Annotated in this window: 20 protein-coding genes; 2 read left to right on the top strand and 18 right to left on the bottom strand. The window is 67.7% G+C overall.

What is annotated here, in order from left to right:
* Positions 1 to 535: 535 nt before the first annotated feature.
* The 17 genes from ACRY_RS14210 to ACRY_RS14125 all read right to left on the bottom strand — a co-directional run bounded on the left by ACRY_RS14210 (position 536) and on the right by ACRY_RS14125 (position 15,922).
* Positions 536 to 1,729, bottom strand: a complete 1,194-nt coding sequence (locus ACRY_RS14210; protein WP_012039990.1) for an IS91 family transposase — start codon at positions 1,727 to 1,729, stop codon at positions 536 to 538.
* A gap of 4 nt (positions 1,730 to 1,733) precedes the next feature.
* Positions 1,734 to 2,591 (bottom strand): tyrosine-type recombinase/integrase, encoded by an 858-nt coding sequence (locus ACRY_RS14205; RefSeq protein WP_231295272.1) that lies wholly within the window; start codon positions 2,589 to 2,591, stop codon positions 1,734 to 1,736.
* A 253-nt stretch (positions 2,592 to 2,844) separates the two neighbouring features.
* The gene (locus ACRY_RS14200; RefSeq protein WP_012039988.1) at positions 2,845 to 3,168 is read right to left on the bottom strand and encodes a hypothetical protein; all 324 of its coding nucleotides are present in this window, start codon (positions 3,166 to 3,168) and stop codon (positions 2,845 to 2,847) included.
* A gap of 200 nt (positions 3,169 to 3,368) precedes the next feature.
* A complete protein-coding gene (locus ACRY_RS14195; protein WP_012039987.1) occupies positions 3,369 to 4,493 on the bottom strand; it encodes an integrase in 1,125 nt (374 codons plus the stop codon).
* On the bottom strand, positions 4,493 to 5,668 hold the full coding sequence (locus tag ACRY_RS14190) for a hypothetical protein (RefSeq protein ID WP_012039986.1): 1,176 nt from the start codon (positions 5,666 to 5,668) through the stop codon (positions 4,493 to 4,495). Before ACRY_RS14190 ends, ACRY_RS14195 begins: the two co-directional genes overlap by 1 nt.
* Positions 5,661 to 6,086: a hypothetical protein gene (locus ACRY_RS14185; protein ID WP_012039985.1), complete on the bottom strand. Its 426-nt coding sequence runs from the start codon at positions 6,084 to 6,086 to the stop codon at positions 5,661 to 5,663. Before ACRY_RS14185 ends, ACRY_RS14190 begins: the two co-directional genes overlap by 8 nt.
* A 27-nt stretch (positions 6,087 to 6,113) precedes the next feature.
* On the bottom strand, positions 6,114 to 7,283 hold the full coding sequence (locus tag ACRY_RS14180; protein WP_012039984.1) for an FAD-binding domain-containing protein: 1,170 nt from the start codon (positions 7,281 to 7,283) through the stop codon (positions 6,114 to 6,116).
* Between the two features lie 18 nt (positions 7,284 to 7,301).
* Positions 7,302 to 8,555, bottom strand: a complete 1,254-nt coding sequence (locus ACRY_RS14175; RefSeq protein WP_011930454.1) for an ISL3 family transposase — start codon at positions 8,553 to 8,555, stop codon at positions 7,302 to 7,304.
* A gap of 147 nt (positions 8,556 to 8,702) precedes the next feature.
* Positions 8,703 to 9,347: a deoxyribodipyrimidine photo-lyase gene (locus ACRY_RS14170; protein ID WP_012039983.1), complete on the bottom strand. Its 645-nt coding sequence runs from the start codon at positions 9,345 to 9,347 to the stop codon at positions 8,703 to 8,705.
* 59 nt (positions 9,348 to 9,406) lie between these two features.
* Complete coding sequence (locus tag ACRY_RS14165; RefSeq protein WP_012039982.1) at positions 9,407 to 10,624, bottom strand: DUF1501 domain-containing protein; 1,218 nt, start codon at positions 10,622 to 10,624, stop codon at positions 9,407 to 9,409.
* 5 nt (positions 10,625 to 10,629) lie between these two features.
* On the bottom strand, positions 10,630 to 12,009 hold the full coding sequence (locus ACRY_RS14160) for a DUF1800 domain-containing protein (protein WP_155856381.1): 1,380 nt from the start codon (positions 12,007 to 12,009) through the stop codon (positions 10,630 to 10,632).
* 13 nt (positions 12,010 to 12,022) lie between these two features.
* The gene (locus ACRY_RS19755) at positions 12,023 to 12,289 is read right to left on the bottom strand and encodes a hypothetical protein (RefSeq protein ID WP_043509211.1); all 267 of its coding nucleotides are present in this window, start codon (positions 12,287 to 12,289) and stop codon (positions 12,023 to 12,025) included.
* Between the two features lie 48 nt (positions 12,290 to 12,337).
* Positions 12,338 to 12,526, bottom strand: coding sequence for a hypothetical protein (locus tag ACRY_RS14150; protein ID WP_043509210.1), 189 nt, complete (start codon positions 12,524 to 12,526; stop codon positions 12,338 to 12,340).
* Positions 12,527 to 12,614: 88 nt separating this feature from the next.
* Entirely contained in the window at positions 12,615 to 13,154 is a 540-nt protein-coding gene (locus ACRY_RS14145; RefSeq protein ID WP_012039980.1) for a periplasmic heavy metal sensor, read from the bottom strand.
* Complete coding sequence (locus ACRY_RS14140) at positions 13,151 to 13,579, bottom strand: hypothetical protein (protein ID WP_012039979.1); 429 nt, start codon at positions 13,577 to 13,579, stop codon at positions 13,151 to 13,153. The genes ACRY_RS14145 and ACRY_RS14140 overlap by 4 nt, the downstream gene beginning before the upstream one ends.
* A complete protein-coding gene (locus ACRY_RS14135; RefSeq protein WP_231295271.1) occupies positions 13,576 to 14,187 on the bottom strand; it encodes an RNA polymerase sigma factor in 612 nt (203 codons plus the stop codon). Before ACRY_RS14135 ends, ACRY_RS14140 begins: the two co-directional genes overlap by 4 nt.
* Before the next feature lie 859 nt (positions 14,188 to 15,046).
* Positions 15,047 to 15,922, bottom strand: a complete 876-nt coding sequence (locus ACRY_RS14125) for a LysR family transcriptional regulator (protein WP_012039976.1) — start codon at positions 15,920 to 15,922, stop codon at positions 15,047 to 15,049.
* 107 nt (positions 15,923 to 16,029) lie between these two features.
* Here ACRY_RS14125 and ACRY_RS14120 point away from each other — a divergent pair, with 107 nt between their 5' ends.
* Positions 16,030 to 17,589, top strand: coding sequence for a proton-conducting transporter membrane subunit (locus tag ACRY_RS14120; protein ID WP_012039975.1), 1,560 nt, complete (start codon positions 16,030 to 16,032; stop codon positions 17,587 to 17,589).
* A 19-nt stretch (positions 17,590 to 17,608) separates the two neighbouring features.
* Positions 17,609 to 20,035 carry a YbcC family protein gene (locus ACRY_RS14115; protein WP_012039974.1) on the top strand — a complete coding sequence of 809 codons (2,427 nt, stop codon included), beginning with the start codon at positions 17,609 to 17,611 and terminating at the stop codon, positions 20,033 to 20,035.
* A 348-nt stretch (positions 20,036 to 20,383) separates the two neighbouring features.
* Here the strand turns inward: ACRY_RS14115 and ACRY_RS14110 are convergent, their stop codons facing one another.
* On the bottom strand, positions 20,384 to 21,505 hold the full coding sequence (locus tag ACRY_RS14110) for a Gfo/Idh/MocA family protein (protein ID WP_007421623.1): 1,122 nt from the start codon (positions 21,503 to 21,505) through the stop codon (positions 20,384 to 20,386).
* Positions 21,506 to 21,507: the final 2 nt, after the last annotated feature.

The raw sequence follows: 21,507 nt of genomic DNA, 5'->3' as shown, positions 1-21,507 counted from the left end.
TGACGCCGCAGGCACATCGCGGGGCCGGGTGAGGGTACAAGGAGGATGATTTGCCAGGTTGTATGACGCATTGATTGGAACAACAAAACTGGGAGCGTGACAGCACAAGTCCGGTATCCAGGTGCACTTGCTCAAAAGCGGTCACTCCGCTGTCCACCCAAGATGGTCGACCCCGTAGCGCGACCACGAGTGTCGGCTTCGGAGGGCGTCCTCAGGAAGACCGGCTGACCGGGATGGTGAAGGTTTTCGGATGCCTGCGGGCGTACGAAAACCGCCCAAGCACGAACCCGCGGTGAGCGGGCGCTAGTCTATGGGGAATTTGATTTTCGGCTGAGGCTGGGGATGGTTGCGTGGTCCCTGAGTAGGGGCCGGCGTGGAGTCTGGTTCCGCCATTGGCGGCTGGTACGGCGATTTCGCGTTCTGGGATGATGGTCGAGAGTGATTATGGGATCGCGGGTGATAGGCTTGGGCACAAGGGGAAGCGTTGACCGAAGCGCGGTTGCTGCGGTGTGCGTGTAGTTCGATCGACGCCGGGTCACGATGAATTTCTCCCGGTTGACGTCGTGGGACACGGCGGCGCCCTGGGCTGACACCAGCGGGCGAACGTCTCGACGATGACCATGTGGCCGCCGCAGCAGGGGCACGGCGGACGAACATCGCGAGGCTTATCGGGCTCATCGTTGTTGGAGGGCGGCGCGGCGGCGAGGAGTTCTCGGGTGCGCGCGAGATTGGGTTTGCGCGCCGTGGCGGAGAGCAAGCCGTAGTGGCGGATGCGGTGGAAGCCGCGTGGCAGGACGTGGATCAGAAAGCGGCGGATGAACTCGTCGGCGGCGAGCGTCATAGCCTGGTGGCGGTCGGCGCCATCGCGACGATAATCCTTGTAGCGGAAGATGACGCTGGCTTCGTCAAAGGCGAGCAGCCGCCGGTTCGAGATGGCGATGCGGTGGGTATAGCGCGAGAGATAGGCAAGCACCGCTGCGGGGCCGCTGAAGGGCGGCTTAGCGTAAACCACCCAGCGTTTGCTGCGGACCGGCGAGAGGTGGCGCAGAAAGGTGCGCCGGTCGGCGAGTGGTGCGAGGCCGCCAAAGAAGGCAAGCCGTCCTTGATCGTGGAGCGCGATCAGGCCGGTGATGAACAGGCGGCGGAACAACTTGCCCAGGACGCGCACCGGCACGAGGAAGGCCGGCCGCGAGGAGATCCAGCGCTCACCGTCGAGCGAGATGCCGCCGCCCGGCACGATCATGTGCACGTGTGGGTGGTGGGTCAGTGCCGACCCCCATGTATGGAGCACGGCGGTGATGCCGATCCGTGCGCCCAGATGCCGGGGATCGGCGGCAATCGTCAGCATCGTCTTGGCCGCGGCGTGGAACAGCAGGTCATAGACGGCAGCCTTGTTGTGGAAGGCGATGTCGGCGATCGCGGCCGGCACGGTGAAGACGACATGGAAATATCCAACCGGCAGCAGGTCGGCCTCGCGCGCGGCGAGCCAGGTGCGCGCGGCGGCACCCTGGCACTTTGGGCAGTGCCGGTTGCGGCAGCTGTTATAAGCGATCCGTCGATGGCCGCAGTCCTCGCAGGCTTCGACATGACCGCCCAGGGCGACGGTGCGGCAATTCTCGATCGCCGACATGACCTTGAGCTGATGCAGGCTCAGCTGCCCGGCATGGCTGGCCCGATAAGCGGGGCCGGCGACGCGGAAGATATCGGCGACCTCGAGCGAGGCGCCCACCGCCTCAGCCGGTGGATGCCTTGCCCTCCATCAGTGACGCCAAACGCTCGAGTGGACTGGTGACCGAGCGTATCGTCTTGGTCGCCACACGCGCGTAGAGCGCGGTCGTATCGAGCTTGCTGTGCCCCAGCAGCACCTGGATCACGCGGATATCGACGTCCTGCTCCAGAAGATGGGTCGCGAAGCTATGGCGCAGCGTGTGGGGCGAGACCCGCTTCCGGATCCCGGCCGCTTCCGCGGCCTCATGAACCGCGCGGTTGATCTGTCGCGTCGAGACCGGATCGGCGGCACTGCGTCCGGGGAACAGCCAGCCATGGGGCAGCATGACGCCACGGCGTTTGCCTTCCGTCCACCACAACCGCAACAGGGCGAGCAGCTGGGGTGAAAGCATGGCGTTGCGGTCCTTGCGGCCCTTGCCCTGCTCGACCCTGATCAGCATCCGCGTGCTGTCGATATCGTCGACCTTGAGGCTTGCCACCTCCGACACGCGCAGGCCGGCGCCATAGGCGGTGCCGAGAATGGCCTTGTACTTGATGCCGGGGGCCGCCTCGAGCAGCCGGCCGACCTCATCGACACTCAGCACATCCGGCAATTTGCGAGGCGACCGCGCCAAGACCAGGCGCCGCGACAGGTCCGGCCGATCGAGCGTCACCGTGAAGAAAAACCGTAGCGCCGAAACCGAGCAGTTGATCGTCGGCGGTTGCACCCCGCTCTCGTGCTGGTGAACCTGAAAGCGACGGATATCCTCAGCAGTCGCCGTGTCCGGCGGCCGCCTGAGGAATGCCGCGAAGCTCTGAACAAAGCGAATATAGTCCCGCTGCGTGGCCGATCGCAGGCCGCGCATCGCCATATCTTCGAGCATGCGCTGCCGGAGCGCGCTGACAGGCCGTTCGATAGGTGAAACTGGCATCGGAGGTTCCTCTTAAAATGAAGGGAACCCCATGCTGAGAAGCCTACCGCCCCGCGCTCAAGACCTCATCGAAATGTGCCGCTTCAACCTCAGCCCTATTCCCGCGAAGCGGGTTCGTGCATGGGCGCTGAGCGGCCGTAGCGCGTTTGTGATGTTCGCAGAACGACAAAGCCCCCTCGTCCTGAGTTGGGACGAGGGGGCGTTGTCATGTGGATGAGTTCGGATCGGTGAGGGCGAGGAGGTTCCTGCCGCTGGCGATGGCGCGGTTGCCGCGGCTTTCCACGAGGCGGCAGGCATGGCGGATGGCGCTCATGTTGTCGCGGCGGATGCGGGCGGCGGTTGCGGTGTCCATGGCATCGGCGGGGTCCTCGCCGTCGCCGCCGAGCATGGCGGCGACGACGTCGAGCGTGTGCATCGCGAACTCGAGTGTATCGAGATCCGTGCTGAGCTGATCGCGGACGGCGTTCAGGCGCACAGGATCGGCGGGCATGGCAACGAGTGCCATGCCCGGTGTGACCGGATCGGTCATGGTGGTCTCCTGATGATGTGGTTGGGGAATGGCGTGGCCGGGATCGGATCCCGGCGCAGACAGGGCCGGAGGAGCGTTTAGGTGGTTTCTCCCCGGCAACGCCAGGATGACTGTCTACTCACCAGATATGGAAATATAATCAAGTATTTCAATATGTTATAGAAATATTCGTGCGATACTTGCTCTAAATGTCGAGCAATTCATTCCCTCCGCCGCCTGATCTTCTCCAGCCGCGCGTGGTCGTTCGCCGCCTGGGTCGCGGCGAGCATCTCGGCTTGGAAGAATTCGGTGGCGATGATGGCATTGGCCCGGTTGTAGTGCTCGGCCGCGACCGCCTCGCTGATGTCGAGCACGGCGCGGGCGAGGCCGGGCTCGGTGCGATTGACCAGGGGGGCTGTGGTGCCGAGCGCGTGGCGGAACCGGTGCGGCCCGATCGCGACGCCGAGCAGGGCTTTGGACCGAACCCGGACGAGCTTCTCGATCCCCGGCTCAGCGAGCGGTTTGCCCAGCGTGCCGACCCAGAGCGCGCCATGATCCGTGCCACGCAGCAGGGCGGGGCGGATCTCGCCGAGATAGCGGTCGATGAATGGCGTCAGGCGAGCGGGGAGCAGAACGTTGTCACGCCGTGCGGTCTTGATCTGGTCGGGTCGGTAATCGATCCGGTAACGGCCGTCGACCTTGTGGAGATTGTCCGTTGCCATGGTCTGTGCCGTGGTGCGGAGGCGGCGGGCGCGGGCGCTCAGCACCGCGAAGATCAGCCCATCGCGGAACTGGAGCAGCGCCTTGCGCCGCGTCCGGCACTGCTCCGCCGTCCCCATCAGGCGCAATCCCTCGGCATAGAGGATGCGGGCATCGGGGATGAGGAGTTCACGCTTGTCCATGAACAGGCGCTGACGGATCGAGGCGCCGTTTGGCTGGAGGATGCAGGTCCGGTCGGCCTCGGGTGCCAGAACCCGGATCGCCAGGTTCAGTTCGGCGAAGCGGCCGGCGATAGTGAAGGGCGCATTGCCGCGCGCCATCAGGGCACGGAACCAGGCGGCGCTGCGGGCATGGGAGATCCGGGCCCCGGGTGGCGCTGCCGGGTCGAGCCATCCGGCCTCGTCGAGGAACCGCAGCCAGTAGGTGTAGCCCCTGGCGATCTTGTGCCGGCTGGCGAGGCGCAGCGTGCTGCCATATCCGGGATCGTCGAGCGGATCGGCGGGCGCACAGTTCTGCTCCCATCGCTGCCGGTCGATCGCAGGCCAGGTGGCGAGATAGCGCGCAAGCCGCCGCGCGAGCCGGGCCTCGTCCTGCGACGCCGGCCTCTGTTCCCCAAGGTCACGCATCACGCTCTCCCTTCCATCGCTCTGCGGCGATCTGTCCTGCGGTCGGGCCCGGACTTCCGCGGGCGGAGCGTCCTCATCTGCTCGAGCACGGTCTGGTCGAAGCGCTCGAACGCACTGTCCTTCTCGGGGCCGGTATAGGACTTGCGGGCCGTCCGATCGGTCTTGTGGCCGAGCAGGACGCGGATGACCTCGAAATCTCCCGGATATTTCTTCAGATGGGCGACCGTGCCGGCAAGCAACGCTCGGCCCCGGCCGGCCATGAAGCGGATGACTTGGCGGGCCCGCTCGACCGGCACGACGAGGTCGCGGATACCGCGGATCTCCTCGAGCGGTACGCCGGTCTGCACCAGCGCCCAGACGGCCTGGCGGGCATGGCGCATGCGCTCCTCGATGGTGATGGCGCGCAGCGCCCGCCGTGGCGCCGGGGATGGTGATGCCCGACCGGCCAGACCGTCGTCATGATCGCCGCGGAGGTGATCGGCATCGAGATCATCGAGATCGGAACAGCCGAGGTGGCGCCGCATGCGCTCGAGATCGGCCTGCAGGCCGGGATGCATGGTCTCGAGCGGGACGGTGCACCGGGCCCGCTGGCGTGCGGCGCCGAGGATCGGCAGCCCGAGATTGGGCTGTTCACGTGCGGCCTTGTTCCATTGATAGCGCATCTGGGCGAACAGCCGGGACGGGCTGCGGCAGAGGGTCGCGGCACGGATCCAGGCCTGGCAGCGCTCGAAGCTCGCATCCGAGACGGTGGACGGCGGAATGCCCTCGCGGCTGTGGAACTCGATGAAGCGGGTGAGGGTGGTTGCCGCCCGGGACGGGAGGCCGTCGCGAAGTGATCTCCAGTCGGCATCGAGGGGCGCGCGCGGCTCCAGCCGGCCGAGGCGGCGCATCGCGAAGCGTGTATTCGACCGCACGGTTGCCATCGAGGTCGCCGAGATGCCGAACAGCTGGGGCGGCTTACCGAGCACCCTGTCGTTCAGCTCCGCCGGGCAGAGGCGCAGCTGGGTCGGATCGGTCCCGGCGATGCGGGCGAGTGCGCGCAGAGAGGAGATGATGCTCCGGCGACGTTCGTTCGTGAGATCGTTCCACGAGGCGACGAGCGCGATGGCGTCCGCAACGGTTGGTGCCGCGGGCGGAACATCGCCCGGACCCGGATGTTGAGTGTGTTCAGTCACTGTCGCGCCGTGGAACCGGCGCAGGGCGCTCCGCAGTTCCGATGCCGGGAAAGATTCCGAGCGCTTCGTGCAGGAGTTCTTCCACGAACCGCGAGAACGTGCCCGCCTTCGGATAGCGTCCCCCGATCGGTTCGTTCCTGAATGAGATCCACAGCGAGGCGCAGCACGTCACCGCGAAGTCCGCCGGGTCCGACATCTCCCGGCGCCCGTATCTTGTGCCCGCCACGTCCTGCTCGATCGAATAGGCCCCACGGTCCCCCACCGCCAGCAGCAGTCGGCACAGGGCGCGGAGACGCCGGGTCGCTCCGCGCCGGATCACCCCCACGCCGCGCGTTGGCGTTGCATGCGCCGCCGATGCTACGTGCCAGCCTCCTTCGACAATCCGCTTCGCCAAAAGGCTTCGACCTTGAACGGTCATCCGCGCATTCTCATGGACGTTCTCCGGTCAGGGTCGGCGCTTCGTAACCCCAACCCCGCCCCCAAGCCCCGTGCGAGCAACCTTCATAGATTCGACATCTGGCGCCACGGCGGCGCCGTCGAGATCAAGCACGAGCTGCCCCGGCGCTGCGCGGGAGCGTGTGTCGCGCTGCTGCCGGGCCCGTCCCCGACGCGAGCCGTGGCGGCGCTGCACCGCATCCGCCTCGCGCTGCGCCTCGGCCAGTTGCCGCCGCGCGAACAGCGCCGCCTTCGCCGCCCGCGCCGCCTCCTCATGGATCACAATCCGCGCCGGATACTCCGGGCAGAGCCGCGCCCGCTCGGCCGCGTCGAGCCGCCAGGGCTCATGCACCAGCGCCCCCGCCACCGCCGCCAGCTCCGGTACATGAAGCCGGATGAGCCGGCCCGCCGGGTCCTGGTCGAATCCCTGCTTGACCGGCGAATACACCCGCACCGTGTTGATCCCGGTCTCGCCGGACTGCATCTGGCATTGCGGCCAGTGGATTCCCGGCTCGTAATCGGTGAACAGCCGCGCCAGCACCAGGCCGCTCTCCTGCCAGGGCAGGAACAGGTCATGGCTGGCGAACGACATCAGCATCGCCCGCATGCGGAAGTTGATCCATCCATGCGCCGCGAGGTAGCGCATCGCCGCATCGATGAAGGGATACCCCGTGCGCCCCTCAGCCCAGGCGGCGAGGCGCGCCGGGTCGGCGGGCGGCCGCATTCCCTCGTAGATCCGGGCAAAGGGCCGCCACTCCGCCTCCGGCTCGGCCTCCAGCTTCTGGATGAAATGGCAATGCCAGTGCAGCCGGGCGATGAACGAGCGCAGCGCCGCCCCCCAGCGGCTGGCCGCCGGCACCTCGCGCTGCCGCCGCCAGGCCGCCTGCGCCGCCTCGCGGATGGAGACGCAGCCATAGGCGAAATAGGGTGAAAGCCGCGAGCACGCCGCCTCGCCCGACACCGGTGATGACATCGCCCTCGTATAATCCTCGCCCCTCGTGGCGAGGAACGAGCCGAGCGTTGCCAGCGCCGCCGCCCGCCCCGGCGTCTGGCCGTGCCGCAACCCGTCCGGCGCGAGGTGGAGTGCGGCCGCGGCCGGAACACCAGCTGCGGCCAGCCCCTCCGGCGGCGGCGCCCAGGCGATGCCGCGCGGCTGCGGCAGCGAAGGTGCCGCCATCATCCGGGGCTCTTCGACGTCTCAAGTGGAATGGAAGACGTCGAGCATGGCGTTGATGGGCGCGCCGAGCAGGTAGATGATGCACGCGAAGGTAGCGGTGTTGCGATAGCCTCGGGCGCGAGCGCGGGCTGCCTGGAACAGCCCATTGAGCGCTTCGAGGCGGGCATTGGAATGGCCTGACTTCCAGCGTCGAATGATCCGCTTGGCATTGCGCCGTACGGTATCGACGGCCTGTCGAACAGGATCGAGCAGGTGGTCGGGATCGTCCAGCCGGGCGGTGACGTGGTTGAGGAAGTTGGTCAGCCGCCAGCGCGCGGCCTGTGGCGTTGCGGCCAGGCGAACCCAGCGCAGCATCTCCTTGGCGCGATAGGCTTCGGCTGTGGCGAAGCCGCTGTTCTCCAACTGGTCGAGCGCCTGCCGCTGGGCCATGGTCAGGTTTTCCGGTCGCTTCAACGTGGCCCAGCGTACCCCCTTGGGCAGGTTGTGCTGATGCGCCTCGGCGCGCCGCACCTGCTCGACCGCGGTGGTGAAGATCTGCACGACGTGGAACCAGTCCACGGTGACCGAGGCCTGCGGGAAGCTCTCCGCCGCAGCAGCAAGGAAGGCCGCCGACATGTCACACACCACCTCGGCGATGCGGCGGGCCTCGCCGCCGTGCTCCGCCAGGAAGGCCCGGAAGGCGGTCATGCATTCCTTACCCTTTCCGGGGGTGACGAACAGCACCGGGCGCTCGGCCGCATCGAGGTCAATGAACACGGTGACGTAGCTGTGGCCTCGCTTGGCCGCGGTTTCGTCGAGTGCGATCGCCTCGACCCCGCTGAGATCGAGCCGCTCGATCGCCCGGCCGACATAGTACCGCAGAATGCGCCACAGCCGCTGGTCGGTGACGCCGATGATGCGCGCGGCAGCGGCAACCGGCATCTCGCGCATCAGAGCCAGCGCGGCCTGCTCGAACAACAGCGTGAAGCCGCTGTCGGGACGTGCCCAAGGCACAGCAATGCGGAGTACGCCGTGCTCCGGACAGTCGGTGCGTGGCACACGGGCCTCGATGATGCAGGCGTGCTGAAAGAAGTTGAGGTGCCGCCAGCTCAGTTCCTTCCAGTCGTGCGGTTTGCACAGCCGGCCGCAGGTTGGGCAGGGGAAGCGGGCGCCTGGGTCGGCGGCGACGGCCAGATGCAACTCATGCGGCTGGTAGTCGGTTTCCAACCGCTGGTCGACCACGCGCCAGGGTGGGGTCAGTCCGAGGCCGAGGGTGAAGATGTCGCTGCTTGCCATGGCGGTGCTCCGCGCAATCAGAGTGTCCCGTGCGGGCTGGCACCGCATGCCGCGCCAATGCGCGATCGGACTGCGGGATGCGGCTGCTCGGCCCGTCTGCCTCAAGACTGGCGCCGTGCTCGCCGCCGTCAAGAACGCTGCGCGTCGCTACGCGATGGCCTGCGGCCATTCTTGACCGCGGCTGTGCACGACGCCCCGCGCACGATCAGGCCGGGACGAAGAAACGGCACTCCAGCCGAACCAAGAAACTGGCCCCAGCGTGGCAGGGCTGCTACCTGCGGTGGTGGTCACGCCACTTTCAGGAACCGCCGAAGTTCCACTCGCGGCGTCGAGGAGGCTCATCCGGTCCCATTGCGCCGCCCAGCGGTCGCGATCCAGCGCCGGGCCACGAATCACGCCGAACTGGCGCAGCTCGGTCCACGCCACCCCCTGCGCCCGCGCCCAGCGCCGCACCGCCCGGTCCCGCGCATGGGTCCAGCGATTGCCCGTCTCCTCGTGCGACCACAGGGCGAACCCGCCGAGCCGCCGGCGCAGCGCCTCCAGCACCTCGATCGCGGGGCCGACGCACACCAGAAGCCGCCCGCCCGCCGCCGCGATCGCCGCCGCCAGATCCTCGATGCAGCCGGCAAGGAACGCATATTGCCGGTGCGAGATATCCGGCAGCCGCCAGTATTCCGGCTCGACGATCACCAGCGGCAGCACGGTGCCCGCAGCAGAAGCCGCCGTCAGCGCCGCGTGATCGGCAAGCCGCAGGTCGCGCTTGAACCAGACAACCGAAACACCCGTTCCCATGCCGCCCGAAATAATCGCCCGCGCCGATCGGACAAGACGCGGCGGACCAGACGAACCGCTCAGGCGCGCAGCAGCCCGCCCATCGGCGCGACCGCCGCACTCTCGGGGAAAATCCGCGCGAGCGCCTGCGGCCCCAGCCCGAACTGCGCCGCCAGCACGCCCTTGGCTAGCGCGCGCAGATCCGCCGTCGGCGCGAGGTCGCGGTTCTGGAACAGCTGCCGGTCCTTCAGCCCCGGCCAGGTCGCCAGCACCCGCCCGCCCTGCACCGCGCCGCCGGCAAGGAACGCGACCGTCGCGGTGCCATGATCGGTCCCGCGCGTGCCGTTGATCCGCGCGGTGCGGCCGAATTCGGTGATCACCAGCACCGCGGTCTTCGCCCAGGCCACGCCCAGTGCCGCTTTCAGCGCCGCCACCCCGCGATCGAGGCCGCCGAGCGGGCCGGGCAGCAGCTGCATCTGGTTGACATGCGTATCCCACCCTTCGAGCTGGAAGGCGGCGATCCGCGGCCCCTGTGCCGCGGCGAGCAGCGTGCCCACCCGGGCGGCAAGCTCGGGAAACCCGTAGCGATCGGCCGGGCGGGCACGCCCCGCCGGCGACATCATCTCCTCGTCGTCCATCGCCGGTGCCGCCCCGGCGGCGAAGGCCGTGCGGTCGAACCGCCGCGCGCCGAGCCCGCGGGCGATCGCCGGGCCGAACACCGGATCGCCCGCGTTGAGCCTGCCGATCGCCGCATACAGGCCCTGATCTGGCTGCGCGAAGCCGACCGGCGCATAGGCGCCCACCGGCGCCGCCCCGCGCAGGATCAGCGGCGTGCTGATCCCCGCCGCCAGCCCGATCCCGCCCGGATCGCCATCCGCCGGCAGCTCGCCGATCAGCCGGTTGAGCCAGCCCGAATTCATGCCGATCTGCTCGACACCGGTCTGCAACAGATCCTGCGCCTCGAAATGGCTGCGCGTCCGATACGGGCCGGCGATCGCGTGCACCGCCAGCAGCTCGCCCGCGGCATAGAGCGTGTGGAACCGCGCCAGCGCCGGGTGCAGCGCGTAGAACCCGCCGAGATCGTGTCCCGACGCCGCCTGCGGCACGAGGCCCGGCCGCAGCCGCGCGAGGTCGGGGTCGCCATGGGGAATGACGGCCTCCATCCCGTCGAGCGCGCCGCGCAGCAGCACGACGACGAAGCGCGAATCGGTCGGCGCGGCGGCGAGGGCGAGCCGGGTCCGGCCCAGGGTGGCGACGGTCGCGAGGCCCAGCAGCGTCGCGCGGCGGGAGAGGTTCATGTCGGTCACCGTCTGAGAAATTCGGGAGAAGCGAACAGCAGCGCCAGCGCCTCGCGCGGCGAGCCGGCGGTGCTCACCGCCGCCAGCGTATCCGGGCGGAGCTGCGCGCCGAGTGCGGCCGTGGCGATGGCGGCGGGGGCGCGATCATGGCTGTGCCCTGCCATGGTATAGGCGAAGTCGATCCGCGCCAGCACCGCGTCCGGCCCGCTCCAGTCGCCGCCGAGATCCGACCATCCATTGGGCAGCGGCGCCGCCCAGAGCGGCTGGCCGAGCCGCCGCAGCATCCCCAGCGCCGCCGGCACCTTCGCCTCGGTCTCGCCGAGCGCGCGGCCGACCGAGAGGAAATACTCGACCGGCGTCTTGATCTTGCGCCCCGGTATCCACGCCTGCGGCAGATCGACCAGCGCCGCCGCGGCCGCCCGCAGATCGCCCTGCGTGCCGGCCAGCACGCCGGCGACATGCGCAACCGCCGCCGCCGGCGGCTGGTCAGCGACGAAATGCCGCACCAGCTTGGTCGCCAGCGCCGTCCAGGTGGTGTGATAGGTCGAGAGGAACCGCAGCGCCGCGATGCCCCCCGCCTCGCCCGGCGGAAAGCTGCGCCCCATCAGCGTCTGCGGCCCCGGCTCATGGGCGAAGGGGCGGAAGCGGAACCCGGTCGGCTCCGCCCTCGGATCGACCGACCATCCGGTGAGCAGCTTCGCCATGGCGATGACGTCCTGCTGGCTGTAGCCCGCGCGCAGGCTCACCGTGTGCAGCTCCATGCACTCGCGGCCGAGATTCTCGTTGAGCCCGCGATGCCGCCGCACCCCGGCCCGGCTGTCCGGCCCGACCGACCCGGCATTGCCGAGATAAAGCAGCATCGCTGGATGCCGCTCCACCGCCAGCACCATGTCGGTGAACCGGCCGGTGACATGCGGGCGAATCGCCTCGCGCAGGAACGGGCCGATCAGCGCCGCGGTGCCGCCCTGGCGCATCGACACGGTGAAATGATTCGCCCAGAACCACACCAGCCGCTCGCGGAACGGCGCGTCGGTGCGCAGCGCCCAGCCGAGCTGGGCGGCGGCATCGACGCGGAACATCTCCCGGCTGCGCGGCTTGAAATGATCCTTGAGCGAGAGTCCCTGCCGCGCCAGCCGCTTGCGCGTCATCCGGTCGTCGCGCAGGGCGGCGAGGGCGGCGGCCCCGCTCGGCAGTCCGGCGAAGGAGGGTGTCGCCAGCGCGGGGTCCGGCCCGTCGAGCTGGCCGAGCAGCCACGCGCGCGGATCGGTCGGCGGCTTCTGGTCCGGCCGTCCGCCGAGGCCGAAGCGGATCATCGCCTGTGAGGGCGTCAGGCTTGTCGCCTGCGAAGGCGTCAGGCCCGCCGCCTGCGCGGATGCGAGGGTCATCGCCGCCGCCCCCTCAGCGCCAGCGCCAGTGGCCGGGAATCCACCTGCCGCGCCAGTTGTAATGCCCCGGCACCCAGACGCGCGGCGGCGGCGCGACATAGACGGGCGGCGGATAGAGGGGCGCCGGCACGGCGATGCCGATGGCAAAACGCGGCCCCCACCAGGGATGTTCCCAGGCGCGGGCGGCATGCGGCACGGCGGCGAGGCCGAGGCCGAGCGCAAGCCCGAGCGCGGCCCGCGCCGGGCGCCGGAAAGCGATGGTGCTGAACTTGTGTGTCATGTCGTCAGCCCTGTCCTTGAGCGTTGCAACAATGCCGGATCGGCGCGCTCAGCGGCACCGATAGGAGTGCCAGTAGCACCAGCCATGGCGCGGCCCGGCGGGATAGACCACGCATCCCGCAAGCCCGCCGGCGAGCCCGGCGAGCAGGATCGCGGCCACCGCCCGCCGCGCGATCCGCGCCGCCCGGCCCGGCCGTGCATCCTGGGTGGGCGTAAAACGGAGCGTACGAGACAGCATGGCGAGATCCTCGATGATCTGTGGCGCGTCGACCGCGCGGGGCCTGTATCCCGTTCAACGCGCGGGCGCCGAACATCCGTCGCCACCTTCAGCCCTTCGGTGCCACCGAATTCCCGCCCTGCGGCGGCGGCGGAGCAAAATTCCCACCTGGCGGGGGCGCAAAACGGCCGCCCCGCCGTTGCAGCTCGCCGTGTTCGGCGAGGCCGCGCGCCAGTTTCCGCCGCTCGCCGCGCGGCAGGGTGGCGGCGAAGCGCAGCGCCGCATTGTCGAGCTTCGCCAGCAGCTCGGCGCGGTCCCGCCGCGCCCTGGCCAGCAGTGCCGCGATCGCGGCGCGGTCGAAGTCGGGGCGGACGAACAGCGCCCCCGCCTGCTGACGGCGCAGCCGCGCGTCGCGGATCAGGTCGCGATTGTCGCGGATCACCGCGAGCATCGCGGCGCGGAAGCGGGCGCGGTCCGCCGGCTTCAGGGCGTGGCCGGCGGTCTGGATCGGGCCGGGATGGCGATGCGGCGGCCTGTGCCAGCCGCCCCGGTGCGACAGCACCGCGAGCCCGCCGCCAAAGGCGCCGATCATGAGGGCATTGACGAGCAGCGAGGCAACGAGGCCGATCTGCAAGCGGCTGGTGGTCACAGCGTATCACTCCAGTTGGCGGCATTTCCGCAGGATGGCACCGGCGCGCCGAGCACGGTGAGGGATTGCGAACAAGCCGCCCCGCCCGCCGGCACGAGGCGGGCGACCAGCACGGCGCCGATGGCCCCGCCGCTGGCCAGCGCACCGGCGAGGCCGAGCCCGGCGAGCCAGAGCCGGCCGCGCCGCCACAAGGCCCGCCGCCGCGCGGCATCGCGGGCGATCCGCCCGGCCAGCGCCGCCCCCGGCGCCGGCACCGCCCAGCGCGCCAGCATCGCATCCAGCGCCGCCTCGGCCGCGAGAATGGCGTCCGCCGCCGCCGGATCGGCCTCGCGAAAGGCGCGGGCGGCGTCGCGCTCGTCGGCGGGCCAGCGGTCGATCGCGCCGCCATAGGCGGCGGCAAGGGCGGCGAAGCGTTCGGGCGTCATGGTCGCAGATCCTCGAGCTGTTGGCGCAGGGCGCGGCGGGCGCGGGCAAGCAGGCTTTCCAGTGCCTCGACGCTGATGCCCAGCGCCGCCGCGGCCTCGATATTCGACAATCCCTGATACACCTGCATCACCAGCGCCTCGCGCTGGCGCGCCGGCAGGGCGGCAACCGCGCGCTCCACGCGCCGCGCCTCGGCGTCGCGCGCGAGCATGAAATCCGCCCCCGGCGCCGGGTCCACCTGGTCCGGCGGCTCGGCGACGGCCACTTCCCGCCGCCGCCGCAACCGGTCGAGGCACAAATTGAGCGCGACGCGGTGCAGCCAGGTATCAAACCGCGCCGCCCCCGGCCGCCAAGCCCGCGCCTGCCGCCAGACCCGCAGGAACACCTCCTGGGCCACGTCGTCGGCCAGCGCCGAATCGCGCAACAGCCGCAGCGCGAGCCCGTGCACGCGCGGCAGCTTGTGCGCCATCAGCGTCCGAAACGCCGCCTCCTCGCCCATGCCGATCCTTGCCAGCAGGTCCGCATCCGGGTCCCCGTCCGGGTCTGTCATGTCCTCGCGGGTGCCCGCCTTGCGCTGGTTGCCGCGCCGACCGGCCCATCCGGTCGGCATCCGGCCCATTCAACGCACGGGCGACGGGTTTCCGTCGCCGGCGCGGGAGCGCCTCTCGCCGTGCGCGCATTCAACCCAGCCGTACCAGCGGTAGCAGGCCCGCCGACGCGCGGGCAAGGGTGCCGGTCGCGAGCAACAGCGTGCCGCTCGCAAGCCTGCGCCCGTCGCCGAGTTCGAGGCCGAGCCGCACCGCCGCGACACCGCACAGCAACTCCGCCCGGCAGGCCTCGGCCCGGGCGAGCAGAGTAGCGTCGAGCCGCCTGCGGGTCGGTGAAGGGCAGTGGCACTGCCTGCTCGCGGCCGCGCCGGAGCAGCCGCACCCGGACATTTCGAAGAACCCTGGGATCGAGGTGGTTTGAGGGTCTGAGTATGCGCCTTGACGAATTTGGGCTGGGTGCGGCGTTCATAGGGACGCGGACTCACCAATAGCCCCAATTCTACATGGAATCCCGAAGATTAGTTCTCCTCATCGAATAAGCTCACGGCTTCCAGCCGGTCCATAGTATCTGACTCGGCATCAGCACCTGCGATTAGTCTTGCCTCGAATCTGAACTCCGGCGCGGATATGTCGATACCCACAAGGTCGACAGAGCGGAGCAAGTGCCTACGAAGCTAGCGCCGGCGAAGGCGCAATGCCAAATCACGCCGCCACCGCCTTGCAACTCAAACCATTATCAACCGCAACCACAAGCCGCCCGCGCAAATCCATCGAGAGAGGCTGTCCCATCCAGGACGACATCCTTTATCAGCACGGACTCTGAATCAGAATTCTACGTCAGCGGGAATCACCCATCGATTCAAACAGGCCAAAAAACGCCCTTAAAGGAAAAGACGTTGCGGCTGTCGCGCCCCTTTCGACCTAACCGGCATCTAATAGTTCGCCCAGAAGCCGATTGGGAAAGCGGCGCTTCTGAATGATTGCATAGAACGTCTCCGTAACCTCTGGTATCCGGCAGTGCTCAACGAGGACGCCGGCATCCAGTTCGTCACGAACGACGATCGGAGGCACAAGGGTGACGCCCTCTCGCTCGCGAGCCAGCAAGCGTAGCATTGCCATGTCATCGACCTCGGCGAGGATCGTGGGTCTGATCCCGGCCAACTCGAGGACGCGGTCGAACGCGACACGTATATCGCTATCGAGGCTGGGTAAGAGGATTGGTTCCGACTTTAGATCGTCCGGAAACCTGAACTTGCGCCCGGTTCGACGCGGGCGGCCCACCAGGCTGACAGGCTGCTCGTTGAGCAAATGATTACGCAGCGAGGATCGCGCGTCCCGCGGCGCAGCGCTGTTTGCCAGAACCACATCGACTGCGTGGGCTTCCAACTGGGCGAGCAGATCGCGGATGTTTCCAGATCGAACGATCAGTTCGACATCCGATCGTCCGACCAACGGTCGGAGGAACTCAAGTTGGAAATTCCGCGACAGGGTCGTCAGCGCGCCGACCCGAAGAACCTGCCGGGTGGCCAGGGGCTGTCCGCGCAAGGTGCTCATGAGTTCGTCACCCGTCTTGAACACCGTGTCGGCGTAGTCGAGCGTGATCCGGCCGGCTTCCGTCAGCACGAGCTTTCTGCCCGCACGCTCGAAAAGCGGATGCCCCATCTGATGTTCGAGCTTCTGAATTTGAACGGAAAGAGCCGATTGAGACAGGTTCATGAGCTCTGCTGCTCGTGTGAGGCTCCCCTCATGAGCCACCGCCCAGAAGTATCGTAGGTGATTGTAGTTCAGATCCCTCATAACGTTCTATTAAAGCGAATGAATTTGCAGAAACAATGAATTTTTTCCGGATTTCATAATCGGGTACGACCCTGCCCGAACAGTTTTTGCCTTTGAAGGGGATTTTCGTGCAGCTATTTTTCGCGCCGATGTCGGCGCCCGTTCCGTTGCTCCTCGCAGGAGCAACCGGATTCCTCGATTGTGGTTGTCGGCCCAAACTGGCCCCCTCATTGGCTGAAGCCGCTTCGCTCCTCGCATTGCTTGCAGCGATCTCATCAGCGATTGGCCTGATACTCTTGGGCGCGGGCGACAGTCCCGTCGTCGGGCTTCGAGGCGTCGGTCTCTGTACCCGAGTTGATGCAGTCAGTGCGTCCATGCTGGTTTTAGTCACTTTCGTCGGCTGGATCGTCGTCCGTTATGCGCGGACCTACCTGGACGGAGAGGCCCGCCAGGGTGCTTTCACCGGCTGGCTTTGCCTGACGCTGGCATCTGTGGTGCTCCTGGTCACCGCCGGGAACCTGTTCCAACTGGTGATCGCCTGGATCGCCACCAGCCTCTTCCTGCACAGGCTTCTGCTCTTCTATCCGCAGCGGATTGCCGCGCAGCGCGCGGCGCGAAAGAAATTCATCACAGCCCGACTCGGCGATGCCGCGCTTCTGGGCGCCGCTTTCCTGCTGGTCGCTGCGTATGGAACATTTGACATAGGGGCTATCCTTGCGGCTGCGCGGTCAGGTTCGGGCGGAGGGCTAGCCATCGCCGCCGCGGGCCTTCTGGGGATCGCCGCCGTGCTCAAGTCGGCTCAGTTTCCTGTTCATGGCTGGCTTACCGAAGTCATGGAGACGCCCACGCCGGTGTCAGCGCTCCTCCACGCCGGTGTCGTCAACGCCGGCGGCTTCTTGTTGATCCGCTTTGCAGAGGTCATGCTACTGGCGCCGGGCATGCTCGCGGCGCTCGTCGTGATCGGCGGATTCAGCGCGCTCTTCGGCAGTCTGGTCATGCTGACGCAGCCCGCGGTCAAGACTTCGCTCGCCTGGTCTACCGTCGCCCAGATGGGATTCATGATCCTGGAGTGCGGCCTGGCTCTCTTCCCCCTGGCGCTGCTGCACATCGTGGCGCATTCGCTCTACAAGGCCCATTCATTCCTCGCTTCCGGCGGTGCCGTTGAGCGTGTGGCTGCAATCCGCAGGCCGGGCCCGGTCGCCATCCCGAAGGCTGGCGCCGTGGCGCGTGCCTTTCTGTCGGCGCTCGCCATCTACGTCTTCGTCGGCGCTTGCTTCGGCTTCGAACACAAGTCTCCTCAGGAGATCGCGCTCGGCGCGATTCTGATCTTCGGCGTCGCTTACATGCTGGCCCAAGGATTGGCTGACGCGGCGCCCCGCGCGCTCACTCAGCGCACGGTGGCCTATGCCGTGGCGACCTCATTCGGCTACTTCGCTCTGCAGTGGTCGGCGATCTCGATCACCGCGAATGTCCTGCCGGTGCCGCCGCACCCCGGTCCGCTGGAATGGGCGCTGATAGCACTGACGGTCGCAAGCTTTGGTCTCGTTGCCGTCTTGCAGGCCATGTTTCCGCTCTGGGCCTATCACCCCGCCGCCGTTGGGCTGCGAGTGCATCTCTCGAACGGGTTCTACGCCAACGCGATCTTCGACCGGCTAATCGGCGGTTGGTCTGTGCGCAACCCATCCTAACCGACCAGGAAGAACGACCATGACCAACAAAATTCCTTCATCCTGGCCCAACCCTCAGGCATTGACGATCGTCATGGATCGCGCCGCCCGGGCGATACCGCCGGCCTGGCCTCTGGCGTCGAGCGTCGCGGTCAATCCGTTTCTGGGGCAAACCGAGGAGCCACTCGCCAAGGTCGGCGCCCGGCTCGCTCGGGTCGCTGGCGCTCGCGTCACCATGCCCCGGCGCTGGTATGCTCAGAAGATCGCAGCCGGCGTGATCAGCGAAGCTGATCTCGAGGCGGCGATAGCGAGCGCGCCGGTCGGCTCGAGATCAGTCGATGTATCGACTCTCAAATCCGCAGCTAACGCAGAAGCGCTGCCGCCGAAAGCCCTTCCGACGATCGCCGAACTCGCGGCGTACGCATCTGGCATCGATTGGCCGGGTATCATCGCCGAACGCTTCGGAGCCTGGGCCGCCGGCTATTTCGACGAAGGACAGGCGCTGTGGGCTGCTCCGAAGGGGAAGCGCGCCTACGCCGCCTGGAGGGCGGTTGCCGCCCACGACCTCACGCCCGAAATCGCCGGCCTTCGGGACTTCGCCCTCAATGTATCGGAGGCGCCAGAAACCGCGTTGGCGATAGTCGAACGGGTCGTTGCTCGGCTTGGCCTCCCTGCGGATGCGGCCGAAACCTATTTCCATCAGATGCTCATGACGCTTGGGGGATGGGCGCACTACGCCCGCTACAAGCTTTGGCAGGCCGAGCTCGCGGGCGGCGCGGACGAGACGATCACGGACTTCCTCGCGATCCGGCTGATCTGGGAAGAAGCGCTCTTTCTGCAGTATGATGCTGAGATCGCCGCCGCGTGGCGTGGCGTCCGGACGGCGCATGCGGCGCCTGTTGAGCCGACTCGCGATATTGCAATCGATGCCATCCTTCAGGCGGCTGCCGAACATGCCGCCCAGCGCGCGTTGGCCCAAACGCTGGCGGAGCATTCACCGCACGCGCTCAATGACCGGCCCGCGCTCCAGACCGCCTTTTGCATCGACGTTCGCTCGGAGGTCTTTCGCAGGGCGCTCGAGAGCATGGATCCCCGAATCCAGACGATAGGCTTTGCGGGCTTTTTTGGTCTGACGACCTCGCACCGGCGCTTCGCTTCTGACGTCGAGGAAAGGCGGCTGCCTGTTCTGCTCAATCCCGCACTCAGGTCGTATTCTGGCGGCCTGGAAGCCCACGCGAAGGATCAGTCCACGCGTGTAAAGACGCGCGCAAGACGCGCCTGGGGCCGGTTCAAGCTCGCCGCAGTCTCCTCCTTCGCCTTCGTCGAGGCGACCGGTCCCGTTTATGTGGGCAAGCTCCTGGCGGATGCGTTGGGATTGCAAGTCTCCCCGCCGCCAAGCGACCCGTCGCCTCGACTCGATCCCGCTCCTGACCTGGCGACTCGGGTTGAGACTGCAGAGACCGTGCTGCGCGCGATGTCCCTGACGCGGGATTTCGCGCGGCTTGTTCTGTTCGTGGGTCACGGCGCAAATGTCGTGAATAATCCTCACGCCAGCGCGCTGCATTGCGGAGCCTGCGGCGGGTATTCGGGTGAGGTCAACGCCAGGCTGCTCGCGTCGCTTCTGAACGATGCGGAGGTGAGAGGGGGACTCTCGCGGAATGGTATCGAGATTCCAGACGACACGCACTTCGTGGCGGCCCTGCACGATACCACGACTGACGACGTGACCCTCTATCTCGATGATCATCCCTCCGCCGCCCACAGGGGCGACCTCGAGCAGGCGAGACTCTGGCTCACATCGGCGGGCAAGATTGCGCGAACCGAGCGCGCCCTCCGCTTGCCCCGCGCCGCAAGCGATGCCTCTCTTCCCAAGAGGGGCCGCGACTGGTCCGAGACCCGGCCGGAATGGGCGCTCGCGGGATGCCAAGCCTTCATCGCCGCTCCGCGCCGGCGCACTGCCGGCAAAAGCCTGGGAGGCCGGGCCTTCCTGCATGATTACGACTGGAAGCAGGACAAGAGCTTCAGCGTTCTTGAGTTGATCTTGACAGCTCCGGTCGTCGTGGCGAGCTGGATCAGCTTGCAATATTATGGTTCGACCGTGGCGCCCGACGTGTTCGGGGGCGGCAACAAGCTCCTGCACAACGTCACCGGCGGGATCGGCGTGGTCGAGGGTAACGGCGGGCTCTTGCGCGTCGGCCTGCCTTGGCAATCGGTCCATGACGGCGAGCGTTACGCGCACGATCCGCTGCGTCTGTCGGTCTGCATCGAGGCGCCGCGTGAGGCGATGTCGGAGATCCTTGGCCGGCACGCTGACGTGCGGGCGCTGTTTGACAACGGCTGGCTACATCTGTTCGCCCTCGATGAGGCTGGGCGCATGGCCTGGCGCTATGCAGGCGATCTTCAGTGGTCGGCGATCGGAAACCTGGATGCTCCTGCCGCGTCGCAGCGTCTCAAGGTGTCGGTCTGACGCCATGCCTGGACAGCCCTCAGCGCGAATTCAGGTCTGGAGCCAAGATCATGACCCGGGCCATAAACCATCTCGCCACGTTGGAGTTGGATACTATTCACTGACGCCACGGGTACGCCGATGGCGTTCCACTCCTTCGGCGGCTGGAAGGTCTCGCTATGCGGCGACCACCACGTGCACGGCCGCGGAAGCGCGTGCTTTTACATCAAGCTCAAGATGGCCACGGCCCCGCAGGCCCACTGGCCTCCGTGTGCCAACGCCGAATTCGTGTTGCCGACGACCTAGTGACGCTGCCCTCGGCGTGGCGCAGCGAGCGCGGCCCGGATCGCCGACCCGGGCCGCTTTCGTTCAGCTGACCGCCCGCCAGCCTCCCGTCCGTGATGATTCGATGGCGGCATCGACGACTTTCTGCACCTCCCAAGCCTCGCGGAAATCCGGTCCCCGTCGGGCGCCGCCGGCGATCGCGTCAAGAAACTCGGCCATTTCGATCGTCTTGAGATCGTTGAAGCCGAGTTGATGCCCGGGCGCCACGCAGAACTGCCCGTAAGGCGGGTGAGCCGGCCCGGTCTCGATCCGGGTGAAACCCGCCCGCGCCGAATCGCCCCCCGCGCGACAGAACAGCAGCTCGTTCAGCCGCTCCTGGGTAAACACCAGCCCCCCCTTCGAGCCGCTGATCTCGAAGCCGAGCTGCATCTTCCGCCCCGTCGCCACCCAGTTTGCCTCGATCGAGCCACCGTAGCCGCGCGCGAAGCGCAGAGTGAGCCGCGCGATATCGTCCACCAGAACTGGCCGCCGCTCCGCTGCCCCCGGTGCGACAGGGCGCGTCTTTACCGCAGTTTCAAGTGTTGCGTTCACTTCGGCGATCGGGCCCAGCAGGTAGCGCGCCATGCCGATGATGTGACTGCCGATATCGGCGATCGCGCCGGCCCCGTTGGACGGATCGGTGCGCCAGCTATGCGGCTGGTCCGGGTCGGCCATGTAATCCTCGGCGTGGATGCCGCGAAACCCGGTGATCTCGCCGAGTTCCCCGGCCTCGATCATCGCCCGTGCATGTTTCAGCAGTGGATTCTTGATGTAATTGAACCCGGCTTGGGTCACCACGCCGGCGGTCTCGGCGGCGCGCGTCATCTCCTCCGCCGTCGCCGCGTCCGGCGCGATCGGCTTCTCGCAGTGAACATGCTTGCCCGCCGCGATCGCTTCCAGTGCCATCTCCCGGTGGAACGCGTTCGGCGCGGTGATTGAGACGATCTCCACATCCGGCGCAGCCACCACCCGCCGCCAGTCGCTCTCATGCCGCGCGAAGCCGAACTGCGCCGCCGCCGCGGCTGCTGCCCCTGTATCGACATCGCAGACGACGCGCAGAGCGGGACGTAGCGCACCTGGCAGGATTCCGGCGGCGGCGCGCCAGGCTATCGCGTGCGCCTTGCCCATGAAGCCGGTGCCGATCAGACCGATGCCGATTTCCCGCATGG

Source organism: Acidiphilium cryptum JF-5 (assembly GCF_000016725.1).
Lineage (GTDB): Bacteria > Pseudomonadota > Alphaproteobacteria > Acetobacterales > Acetobacteraceae > Acidiphilium > Acidiphilium multivorum.
This window is presented reverse-complemented; position numbering and strand designations above follow the sequence as displayed.